The following is a 12,479-nucleotide window of genomic DNA, read 5'->3' on the forward strand; positions in this document are numbered from 1 at the left end:
GTCTTTCTTTTGGTTTCTGGATCACTCTCACCAGCCAAATCATCCAAAAAACGTGCCGAAGCATCTACGCCTTTTACATTTAAGCCCATACCCTCGTATTGTTTCAATACATCGGTAAACTCATTTTTTCTTAAAAGACCATTATTTACAAATATGCAATGAAGGTTCTTACCTATCGCCTTATGCAACAATACCGCTGCTACAGAAGAATCTACGCCGCCAGATAATCCTAAAATCACCTTTTCATCACCAATCTTTTCTTTTAACTCTGCAACCGTTTTATCGACAAAGGCATCTGGAGTCCAAGTTTGTTCCATTCCGGCAATATGCACCAAAAAGTTCTCCAATACTTGTTTTCCATCCTTAGAATGATACACTTCTGGGTGAAACTGAATTGCATACGTTTCTTCTCCCTGAAACTTAAAAGCTGCATTTTCTACATCATGGGTACTTGCCAGTAACGTTGTATTTTCTGGCAAATGCTTAATAGTATCTGCATGGCTCATCCATACTTGACTACCTGTATCTACTTTATCAAAAAATGGTTCGTTTTCCTTAATAAAGCTAAGATTGGCACGCCCATATTCTCTTGTATTGGATTTCTCCACACTACCACCGTGAAAATGTGCCAAATACTGTGCGCCATAACAAACGCCCAATAATGGTTTTTTACCACGTATTTCAGAAAGATCCGGATGAACGGCATCTTCTCCTCTTACCGATAAAGGAGATCCAGAAAGAATCACCGCTTTATAGTCAGAAAGGTCTTCAGGTAGTTTATTATAAGGTTTAATTTCGGAAAAAATATTCAGCTCACGTACGCGTCTTCCAATCAATTGGGTGTATTGTGAACCAAAATCTAGTATCAGGACTTTATTTTGCATGGGCAAAAATAGCAAATTGACAGTTCTTGAAAAGTATCTTTTGGTATATTTAGACCGGATTTAAACATTTTTTATGAAACACATTAGTGCATTTATTTTTGGAGCAGCAATTGTTATAGCCGCATATTTTTTGGGTAACGCATATATACAAAGGGCGAACCCGCCTCAAATGATATCAGTTACCGGTTTAGGCAACGAAAATTTTACCTCTGATTTAATTGTTTGGGAAGGTCAATTTTCTACAAACAGTACTGTATTAAAGACTGCTTTTGACCAATTAAATAGAGATAAAGAAATTGTACGCCAATATTTAACGTCTAAAGGCATTGATGCAAACAGCATAATTTTTAATAGTGTGCAGACTACCGAAATGCGAGATAACCAGTATGAAAATGGTAATTACGTTGGTAGTATGTTCAGGGGCTACCAGTTAATTCAAACCTTAAAAATAGAATCTGAAGATGTTGCTTTAATTGAAGGTGTATCTAGAGAGATAACAGAATTATTGAATAAGGGTGTTCAATTCAACTCTTCGCCACCTAGATATTATTACACAAAATTAGCGGACCTTAAAATTGAAATGATTTCAAAAGCTACCGAAGATGCCAGAATACGTGCCGAAAAAATAGCTGAAAACGCAGGTAGTAATTTAGGCGATTTGGTTTCTGCAAATATGGGCGTATTTCAAATTACAGGTCAGAATTCTGGTGAAGACTATAGTTGGGGCGGTGCATACAATACCTCATCTAAAAACAAAACAGCGTCTATAACCATGCGTTTAGAATACAAAGTGAAGTAATGTTCTACTTTGATCAATGTCATTTACCGATCTAGTAAAGAATATATTAAATATAAAAGCCCGGTAATCACCCCGGGCTTTTCATTCAACCAATTATCAAACCGAATACTTAAAAAATCTTTTTCATAACAATCTGTATTCACACACTAAGTCGTAACATTTACACTAACCTTACAATTGTAAATAAACTTTGCAGATAACATCAATTTTCCGGTTGTATTGACTGGCACATAACAATATCTTTTTTGAAATGATATCTCCTTAATTATTATCATAGTATTTTTACTATTTACAGATACTAATATGATCGATTCATTTTTTGAGGAATTAAGTAATGAAATACATAATGGAGTTACTGAAAGAGGACATCCGTTCAGATTCATAACCATGGCAACGGTGGGTAACGAAACTACTGCTCGCCTACGTACCGTAGTCCTTAGAGAGGTAAATGACGATTTATGTTTAACTATTTACACAGATGGTCGTACCCAAAAGATGAAACATATTGCCGTAAACAATAAGGTTAGCTTTCTGTTATATCATCCTGAAAAAATGCTACAGCTTAAAGTTGAAGGTATTGCACAAGTAGTTACCGACACCAATAGATTAAACACGAACTGGCAAAATATTCAACCCAACAGCCGAAAAGACTACATTACAGAACATAGCCCTGGAAGTGCAATTAAAAATCCTGATCATGTGGAATATATTGAAGATAAAAACCATTTCACCATGATTGATATTAATCCATTAAAAATTGAATATTTAAAACTAAAAAGACCCAATCATATCAGGGTACTTTTTACGAAAGCCGATGATAAATGGAACGGGGAGTTTTTAGTTCCTTAATTACTATAGAAATAAAGATTTTCTTTTTCTTTACCAAAACCTATGAGACTATCTACAGGTGTAGTCTGTTTTACTACAGATTGATCGATAGTTATTTCAACTGTTCTTTCGTATTGCAATTCCAAACCGGTTAACGAATAATCATCTGCAGAAAGTATCGTTCGCTCAGGATGCAGTAAACGTAAGTTACCCGCATACGTAACGTTGGGCAATACCCATTGATAATCATCATAATTCTGATGCAATTTTCGGGAAATAGACTCAAAGCCAAAATGTACAGATGAAGGTATCTTAAATACTTTTTCTATTGGCGTTCTTATAGTTTGAATAACTATTGCACCAATAAAAACCCAATACCCTACAGCAACTGATTTTTGAACGTTTTTAAAACTTACAGATTCTGTCAAGAGTATAACAAAAGGAATAAAAAGTGGCAACAACCATCTAGTTTCTATTTTCTTACTTTGAAAGATTAGAAAAAATAAACCTAAGACCATTAATTGCGTAAAAAACATTTTAACCAACCAATTAAATTTTAGCTTATTGAAACTCACATATTTTGAAAAATAGCCAAAGCAGAGAACCACTAGAAAAGGAAACATTAAAACAAACAAGCCTTTTAAATAAATTAAAATGGGCAGAAACGAAAAACCAAATTCTGCTTCTTCTATTCCTATTTTCTCTTCTACACTAGATGCTAAAAAGGTTTGAAACTCACCAGGACCTAATAACCAATAGATATGTGGCGCTACAATTAAAGCAGAAACAAAAACCGATACAAGTATTTTAGGGTTGAAAACAATTGCTCTTAACTCCTTATCCCATAGAACAACTAGCGCAAAGGTTACCAGAAAAAATATATAATTGTATTTAGACATCATGCCCACACCTACAAACAAACCAAGTAAAAGATAATTTATAATAGATTTCCTTGCTATTAATACTTGTATGCAATAATAAGAAGCCACAACACTGAAACATAACAAACTGGTATGCGAAAGCCTACGAAAGGTAAAATCGATATATACTGGCACCAAAACAAGTGCCAACACTGCCAATTTAGATTTGTCAGCATCTTTAATTCGTAGTCCAGAAAATTTATATAACAATAATAATGTACCTGCAAACAATGCTCCTCTAAGTGAAGAGAACGCTAACTTACCTACACCAAATATGTTGTTAAAACCATATTGTAACCATGTGTAAAGTGGTGGTTGATCGTCATAACCCCAACGAAGCCATTGTGAATAATATGCTTGCTCCGCATCTTCTAGCTCTAAAGCACTTTTAAAAAAAGTAATTAACGTAATAGCTAGAAATGAAAAAATGACAAGTACCACTATCTTATCTAGAGATACTTTCTTACCAAACATTTATTGTTGCGTAATTACGGTAAAACTTAAATCTAAAGGATTTAAAGCCTCAAATAACATAGGCACTAAATCTTCGCCATAAGCTAAATAAAATTCCGAAAAATTTGACTGACGCTCTTGAAGAGATTGGTTAGGAAATATTTCATTTTGTAGTTCTGTCATACGCACTACATGATCTTTCAACTTTCTTTTCTGCGCTTGCAACAGGCGTTTTTCCAAAGCATCTAATCCTTTTTTCTGCTTTACCTCTTGTGCTTTTACGGCACCTAAAAAAGATTTATCGGTCTTTTCAGCGAGATCATACATATCTTTAAACTGTTCTTCTAACAATTTTTTCTGTGGTGAAAAGTCGATATCTATATTTGAAATTTCTCTAATCTTTTTATTGATAAGACTGTTTTGTTTTAAGAAAACATCTGTCTTAGAGATATTCATTTTCTCTAATTTATCAGCTTGTTTGTCCGTAATAATCAATGCTGAATTTCTAACCAATAAAATTGGAAAAGGAACATTCATGACCTCAAATGCCGCTTTTAATTCAAACCAATAGGCAATCTCACCGCCACCACCAATATAACAAAGGTTTGGCAAAATAACTTCTTGGTATAAAGGTCTAGCGATTACATTGGGAGAAAAACGCTCTGGGTGCATATTCATCTCTTCTATCAACTCTTCTTTAGTAAAAGAAATTGATGTTTCATTTACGATATACTGTCCTTTACTTTCTATGATTCTTTCACGAATACCTTCTTTTAAATAGAAATAATTGATTTCACGCGGATTAACCTGTACCGGATAATCAGATGAAATAGCTTCTATTTGCGTAATGCTTTCAGATACTTTCTTGAACGCTGTTTGTTCAAAAATATCTTTTTTCATGTAGGGTACAAGTGTCTTTTTTAAGTCGACATCATCTCCATCTACAATAACTAATCCGTATTCCTTGAAAATTTCATTTGCTAAAAATCGGGTTGCATCCGTTAGGTTATCGTACTTTAAATACGCATTTTCAAATAGGTCTTTTAACACCTTGGCATTCTTACTGTCCCCAATAGTTCTGGAATACAACGAAAAAACCTCCTCTAAACCTTCCGTTGGCAAATGCCCAACAGCACCAGATGCTTCTTTATTCCACTGAAATTTTAATCCCTTGAAATTAAAATAGTTGATTTCATCAAAATCGTGATCTTCCGTAGCCATCCAATAAATGGGCACAAAATTACTATCAGGAAACTCACTTTTTAATTGCTTGGTTAAATTAATAGTAGATATAATCTTGTATAGAAAATATAACGGACCGGTAAATAAATTTAACTGATGACCGGTAACAATAGTAAATGTGTTCTTCTCCTTTAATAAATCAATATTAGCTGCCGTACCTTTAGAGGTATCAGTATTTTTATATTGGTTTTGCATTGAAGAATACAACACATCTCTTTGAGCTTGGGTAAAATGCTTTCCCTTTTCTTCTATCTGCCCTTTAAAGCCTTCCATATCGGGAAACCGATTATATAATGGCTTAAGCTTAGTATCTGCGGTAGTGTAATCGCAAATTAATTTCGAAAAATAACCCGTTTTTGCTAAGGGCAAACAATCAATATCCATATAAAAAGTAAATACTTGGTAAATATAAAACCCTTTCGTTTTACATTTCCTAAATATAAGTTAATTACCGTTAGTATTAAATACTTGAATTCTCGTCAAAATACGCAGTAAATGAATATCAATTTGCATTTATTTTAATAGATTTGACTCACTCTCAACACAAATAATTATATGAAACTAATTCTACGCTACGCATTACTTTTTATTCCACTTTTAGGTTTGACCCAATTAAAATCTCCTTCAGAGTTTTTAGGCTACGAACTAGGAACCCAATTTACAAGACATCATGAAGTTGTTGATTATTACCAATATTTAGCCGAAGCTGAACCTCAGCGTATGAGCCTTATGGAATATGGTAAAACCAATGAACGCAGACCATTGATATTGGCTACAATTTCTACCAAAGAAAACATGCAAAACCTTGATAAAATTAAGGAAGAGCATATGAAAGGAATCAATGGTGAAGGCTCTCCAGATAAAGCAATCGTTTGGCTTAGCTATAATGTTCATGGTAATGAAAGTGTAAGTACAGAAGCTTCAATGCAAACCATCTATGACCTTTTTACCACTAAAAGCAGTTATCTAGAGAATATAGTAGTATTAATTGACCCGTGTATTAACCCAGATGGTAGAGATCGCTATGTTAACTGGTACAACCAATTTAAAAACTCACCCAATCAGGTTGATCCAAATAGCAAGGAGCACCATGAGAATTGGTGGAGCGGTCGTAGTAACCACTACATGTTCGATCTTAATAGAGATTGGGCTTGGCTTACGCAAGTTGAAAGTCAACAGCGTTTAAAGCAGTTTAATAAATGGTTACCTCATGTTCACGTAGATTTTCATGAGCAAGGTGTTGACAACCCGTATTACTTTGCCCCTGCCGCTGAGCCATTTCATGAGGTAATTACAGATTTTCAAAGAGAGTTTCAAGAAACTATTGGTAAAAACCATGCTAAATATTTTGACGAAAATGGTTGGTTCTATTTTACCAAAGAGGTGTTCGATCTACTTTACCCTAGTTATGGTGACACCTACCCTACTTACAACGGTGGTATTGGCATGACTTATGAACAAGGTGGTAGCGGTCGTGCTGGTTTAGCAATTACAACTAGTATTGGTGACACCCTTACTTTAAAAGATAGAATAGCGCATCACTTAACTACAGGTTTATCTACGGTAGAAGTGGCATCTAAAAACGTCTCTAAATTGAATGATGAGTTCAAGAAATTCTACCTTAACAAGAATTTCAAATACAAAAGTTATGTATTAAATGGTAACCCTGATAAAATTGAAGCTCTTGCAGATTTATTAAGCAAGCATGAAATTGAATACCAAGCAGGATCAAATACAACAGTCAAAGGTTACAACTATGCTACAGGTAAATCTGGCTCATTAAAAAGTACTGACAAAAGTTTAGTAATTTCTTCAAATCAGCCAAAAAGCACTTTGGTAAAAGTATTATTTGAGCCAATGGCAAAATTAAGTGATTCTGTCACCTATGATATTACCGCATGGTCTTTACCATATGCCTACGGATTGGATGCCATTGCCAGCGAAAGTAATCTAAGTGGTTCTTCAGAAGTATTAAATACAACTGGATTAAAGAGTATTGATGCTGACAAATACGCCTATCTAGCAGACTGGAACAGTATGAAAGACGCCAAGTTCTTGGCTGAACTATTACGAAATAAAATACGTGTACGTTACGCACACAAGCCATTTACCTTAGACGGTATTTCTCATGATCGTGGTACATTGATCATTACAAAAGGTGATAATAAGCACCTAAAAAACTTTAACGAGGTTCTTAAAACAGCATCTACCAACCACTCTAAAAATTTGATTTCCACTAACACAGGTTTTGTAGAAAGCGGTAAAGATTTTGGCTCCGGTTATGTTGATGTGATTCAAAATTTAAACATTGCCGTACTATCCGGAAAGCCTACCTCAACACTTCGCTTTGGAGAAATCTGGAACTTTTTTGAACAACAACTAGACTATCCAATTTCTGTATTGGACGAGGCTTATTTTGGTCGTGTTGACCTTGCAAAATATGATATTTTAATATTACCTGATGGGCGTGGCTACAACAGTTTCTTAAGCACATACAATAAAGAGAAAATTAAAGATTGGGTAAAGCGTGGTGGTAAATTAATTGCCATGGGTGGTGCAATTGATGGTATTACAACCTCGGACGAAGATTTTGAACTTGCTGTAAAAGAAATGCCAAAAGACACTTCTAACACTATTGAATCATTTGAAATATCTGAACGAGAACAAATAAAATCAGCTATTACGGGAGCTATTTTCAAGGCAACTGTTGATAATACAAACCCGTTAGCATATGGGTATAGCGACACCTATTTCACCCTTAAACTAGGTGCACGATCTTATGACTATCTAGAAAACGGAAGCGCTGTATATTTAAGTGAAGGTGCCAACGAACCTGTAACTGGATTCGCAGGTAGCGAAGCAAAGAAGAAAATTGCCGAAACCTTAATTTTTGGTACGGAAAATATGGGTCGTGGGCAAGTTATCTACATGGTAGACAACCCTTTATTTAGAGGCTTTTGGGAAAATGGAAAACTATTTTTCGCTAATGCTCTATTTATGGTTAAATAAAAAAAACAGTATGAAAGAATATAAAGTTGAAACCCTTATTTTTTTACTCGAAATTTACTTTTGACAAAAATCATTTAGCAAAATCATCGAATAAAGAAATTCAAGAAAAACTAGACGAGTATGCTAAAAATGGATGGAGTTTAGTATCCACCAATACTACAGAATATAGTATGGATATGTATGTTTATCTGTATTTTGAAAAGTAAAAGAACACAAATAAACGTCTAATTTAGATATCCCTGAAACAGCTAAAATCGTTTCAGGGATATTTTATTTTATGGCTACAGGCATTGTTCCCAACAAATTCGCATCTTTTGCGTTTAAAATAGAAGACACTAACCTGTTAGTGCAAAAACCACCATCAATGCCAAACAACCAAGATCAAATAAATGCATTAATGCAAAAGTTAGAACTGCTTTTAAAAAAGCAGCAAGACTTTAATATTGAGGTAAATGAAATTCGTAGGGATATACAAATTCTTAGAAATACTCAGGCACTTAAATTCAACGAAGCACCTACCGAACAAACAACTAAACCTGAAGCGGGAAGTATTGAAAAAGAGGCTTCAATAACTGATAAAGCAGTAGAAATTGAAACACCCACTCCTGTTCAAGCTCCAATAGAAATTGCTTCTATACAAGAAGAACCTAAAAAGATTCCTGAAAAGAAAATAAAGCTTCCAAAAGGCAAATCTAACCTAGAGAAATTCATTGGAGAAAATCTTATTAATAAAATTGGAATACTAATTACCGTAATCGGTGTTGGTATCGGTGCAAAATATTCTATTGAAAACAATCTAATTAGTCCGCTGACCAGAATTATATTAGGCTATTTGGTAGGTATAGGATTATTAGGATTCGGATTTAAATTAAAAGCTAAATACGAAAGTTACAGTGCTGTACTTGTTAGTGGGGCCTTGGCTATTTTGTATTTCTTGACATTTATGGCTTATGACCTTTATGGGTTATTTCCGCAAATGGCAGCCTTTGGCATTATGCTTCTGTTCACCGTCTTTGGTGTAGTAGCCGCAATTAATTATAACAAACAGATTATTGCACATATAGGTCTTGTTGGGGCTTATGCCGTTCCATTTCTATTAAGTAATGATTCCGGTAATGTCACAGCCCTATTCAGCTATATTGCCTTAATCAATATTGGACTATTAGTTATTTCGTTCAAAAAATACTGGAAAGCGCTCTACTATGTAGCCTTTGCTTTCACTTGGCTTATTTATGGTTCTTGGTATATATTCTCAAGTTATAGTGAAGATTTCACTTTAGGCTTTGCTTTTTTAGCGATATTCTTTTCATTATTCTATGCTACATTCCTAGCTTTTAAATTAATAAAATCAGAAAAATTTCAAGTCGGTGATATTATTCTCATCATGCTTAATTCTTTTATGTTTTATGGTTTTGGCATTGCCTGGCTATACGATCACGAAGGCGGCGAGTTTTATTTGGGCTTGTTTACCTTATTAAATGCAATAATTCATTTTGCTGTAACCGTGCTTATTTTCAAAAGAAAATTAGCAGATAGAAAGCTGTTCTTTTTAACTTCTGGTTTTGTACTTACCTTTATAACAATTGCGGTACCTGTGCAGTTAGACGGTAACTGGGTAACACTTATTTGGGCTCTTGAAGCTGCTCTTTTATTTTGGATAGGACGTACCAAAAAAGTAGGTTTTTATGAATACCTGTCTTATATATTAGCAGCACTTTCTATCTTTAGCTTAAGTATGGACTGGTCAGAAACATACTCGTGGCTCAGTAGTACCGACGGTGATATAAGTACCATCCTAAATACTACCTTTCTTACTTCTATTTTATGTGTCGCCGCATATGGTATAATGCTGTACTTTCAATCTAAACACGCACTAGAGAAGAAATCATTAATCCATAAATTAATGGATATATGTATTCCCGCATTGTTCGTTTTAACCCTCTATTTTACAATATACTTTGAAATTGAACATTATTGGAATAAAGCCTTCCACGCATCTAAAATTAATTTATCCGCATCAGCAGGTGAATATCCTGAATACAATTATAACCTAATTGATTTAGCTTCCATGTGGTCCATACTGTACACTATGCTGTTTATTGGTATACTAGGCTTCATCAATATCAAAAAAATTAACAATAAGATTATAGGGCTTATTACATTAGGTGCCGCACTTTTTGCCACGTTGGCTTTTTTAACAATCGGACTTTATACCTTAAGTGATTTGCGTGAAAATTACATAACACAAGAGCTTTCTGAATTTTATAATATAGGAACATACAACATTTACATACGCTATATTTCTTTCGCATTCTTTGCCTTTTTATTATTTTCCGTATACAAATTAGCTCAGAAACAGTACTTTAAATTCAAATATAAAATTCCGTTTGAAATGCTGATGCATACCGTAATTATTTGGGTAGCAAGTAGTGAATTACTGAACTGGATGGATTTATCTGGCTCTAACCAATCTTATAAATTAGGGCTCAGTATACTCTGGGGTATTTACGCACTTTTATTGATCGCCTTAGGTATTTGGAAAAAGAAAAAACACCTACGTATTGGTGCTATTGCGCTTTTTTCTATTACGTTGATTAAATTGTTTTTCTACGATATATCATCATTAAATACCATCTCAAAGACCATCGTATTTGTTTCTCTAGGTGTTCTTTTATTGATTATTTCATTTCTTTACAACAAATACAAACACATTATTTCAGATGATGCAAAATAACAACCTACTGGTAATGCTCGCCTTTGTGCTGACTTCATTCTGTTTCGGGCAGATGGGACAGTACTCTAAGAAAATAGAATTAAAGGGTATAGAGAATCAATGGCATGCTATAGAAATACCAAATGATGTATTTTCAGAAGTGAATACCAATATGAGTGATATTCGTATTTATGGGGTCACAGCTAACGATACTATTGAAGCGCCTTACCTTCATAAAGTTTCTAAAGCAGAAGATTCAAATTCAGAAATATATTTCAATTTATTCAATAGCGTAAATAACTCCAAAGGATATTTCTATACTTATGAACTACCCCAGAAAGAAACCATAAATAAAATGCTGCTAAACATAGAAGACTCCAATTTTAATTGGGAAGTTACCCTTGAAGGCAGTCGACATATGAAACATTGGTACACTATTCTAGAAGACTATCGTATACTGTCAATCAATAATGACCAAACCAATTATTCATTCACCACATTAAAGTTTCCCGATGCAAATTATAGATATTATAGAATACTGATTAACAGCACTGAAAAGCCGAATCTAACATCAGTAAACATTCTTAAAAAGGCAATAAAGACTGCGGAATACCGTGATTACAAAATAGAGACTTTTAAAGTCACACAAGAAGAAAAGAAAACTATAATAGATATTGATTTAAACAAACGAGTTCCTTTAAACTTACTGGAACTAACCGTTGATGACAACATTGATTATTACAGATCTGTCTCTATTCAATATTTAGCAGATAGTGTACAGACCGAAAAAGGGTTCTATTATAATTATAGACCTTTAGCCAAAAGAACACTTTCTTCTATGGAAGATAATAGTTTTCAATTACCAGGTACGTTAGCGAATAAGGTGCGAGTAATTGTTTTGAACAACGACAATCAGCCATTAAAAATATCTGGAGCAAAGCTTAAAGGTTACATACATACATTGACCACAAGGTTTATAGAACCGGCCACTTACTATTTAGTTTACGGTAAGCCTAATACTAATTTTCCTAATTACGATATTTCAAAAACTACGGTTTCTTTACCTGAGAATATCACTAAATTAGACTTTGGTAACGTAGTCGAAATACCTAAACCAGTAATTGAAACAACCAATCCTCTTTTTGAAAACAAATGGTGGTTGTGGCTTATCATTGCTGTTGTAATTGCCTTGCTAGGCTATTTCACTATTGGCATGATGAAGAAAGAACTTTAAATTAATACTAGATATCACTCTTCTTTTTTTATATTTTTTTTGAAACCAACTTAATTTATACTTTTGTTTTACTAAAACATGACGATCTAGTTATCAACTAGTAAGCTTCAATTATTTCAATTAAATTTCTATATAAAATACCCTATATTTAGCTCATTAAATATAACCGAAATTTAAAATGAAAAAATTAGTATTGAACATTACTTTTTGCTTTATCTTTTTTATCCTTACAGACCAAGCATTTGCCCAAGCGACGAATATAAGTGTAGTAGATAGTGCTGCTACCGTAGAACCTAAATTAAAATTTGGGTGTGGTTTTGGTCTTAGTTTTTTAGGAGGAACCAATATTACATTATCACCTAATTTATCTTATGATGTAAGTGATAAATTTAGTTTA

At 33.8% G+C, this 12,479-nt stretch carries 10 protein-coding genes; 7 read left to right on the forward strand and 3 right to left on the reverse strand.

Annotated features, from left to right (window positions below; genetic code table 11):
• On the reverse strand, positions 1-884 hold an 884-nt coding region (gene guaA, locus ABJI11_RS06855), incomplete at its 3' end, for a glutamine-hydrolyzing GMP synthase (RefSeq protein WP_348350639.1).
• A 73-nt stretch (positions 885-957) separates the two neighbouring features.
• Here guaA and ABJI11_RS06860 point away from each other — a divergent pair.
• The gene (locus ABJI11_RS06860) at positions 958-1,683 is read left to right on the forward strand and encodes an SIMPL domain-containing protein (RefSeq protein WP_348350641.1); all 726 of its coding nucleotides are present in this window, start codon (positions 958-960) and stop codon (positions 1,681-1,683) included.
• Between the two features lie 303 nt (positions 1,684-1,986).
• A complete protein-coding gene (locus tag ABJI11_RS06865) occupies positions 1,987-2,532 on the forward strand; it encodes a pyridoxamine 5'-phosphate oxidase family protein (RefSeq protein ID WP_348350643.1) in 546 nt (181 codons plus the stop codon).
• Here the strand turns inward: ABJI11_RS06865 and ABJI11_RS06870 are convergent.
• Together ABJI11_RS06870 and bshC are read right to left on the reverse strand one after the other, a co-directional pair.
• Positions 2,529-3,905 carry a glycosyltransferase family 39 protein gene (locus ABJI11_RS06870; protein WP_348350645.1) on the reverse strand — a complete coding sequence of 459 codons (1,377 nt, stop codon included), beginning with the start codon at positions 3,903-3,905 and terminating at the stop codon, positions 2,529-2,531. The genes ABJI11_RS06865 and ABJI11_RS06870 overlap by 4 nt on opposite strands.
• A complete protein-coding gene (gene bshC / locus ABJI11_RS06875; RefSeq protein ID WP_348350647.1) occupies positions 3,906-5,510 on the reverse strand; it encodes a bacillithiol biosynthesis cysteine-adding enzyme BshC in 1,605 nt (534 codons plus the stop codon).
• A gap of 171 nt (positions 5,511-5,681) precedes the next feature.
• On the opposite strand from bshC, the gene ABJI11_RS06880 reads away from it, so the two are divergent.
• The 5 genes from ABJI11_RS06880 to ABJI11_RS06900 form a co-directional block, all read left to right on the forward strand.
• Complete coding sequence (locus ABJI11_RS06880) at positions 5,682-8,135, forward strand: M14 metallopeptidase family protein (RefSeq protein ID WP_348350649.1); 2,454 nt, start codon at positions 5,682-5,684, stop codon at positions 8,133-8,135.
• A gap of 26 nt (positions 8,136-8,161) precedes the next feature.
• Entirely contained in the window at positions 8,162-8,341 is a 180-nt protein-coding gene (locus ABJI11_RS06885; protein WP_348350651.1) for a DUF4177 domain-containing protein, read from the forward strand.
• Between the two features lie 71 nt (positions 8,342-8,412).
• Positions 8,413-10,869, forward strand: coding sequence for a DUF2339 domain-containing protein (locus tag ABJI11_RS06890; RefSeq protein ID WP_348350653.1), 2,457 nt, complete (start codon positions 8,413-8,415; stop codon positions 10,867-10,869).
• Positions 10,856-12,082: a DUF3999 family protein gene (locus tag ABJI11_RS06895; protein ID WP_348350655.1), complete on the forward strand. Its 1,227-nt coding sequence runs from the start codon at positions 10,856-10,858 to the stop codon at positions 12,080-12,082. Before ABJI11_RS06890 ends, ABJI11_RS06895 begins: the two co-directional genes overlap by 14 nt.
• Positions 12,083-12,260: 178 nt before the next feature.
• Positions 12,261-12,479: hypothetical protein (locus ABJI11_RS06900; RefSeq protein WP_348350657.1), on the forward strand; the 219-nt coding region annotated here is incomplete at its 3' end.

Source organism: Maribacter sp., from assembly GCF_039968975.1.
GTDB lineage: Bacteria > Bacteroidota > Bacteroidia > Flavobacteriales > Flavobacteriaceae > Maribacter.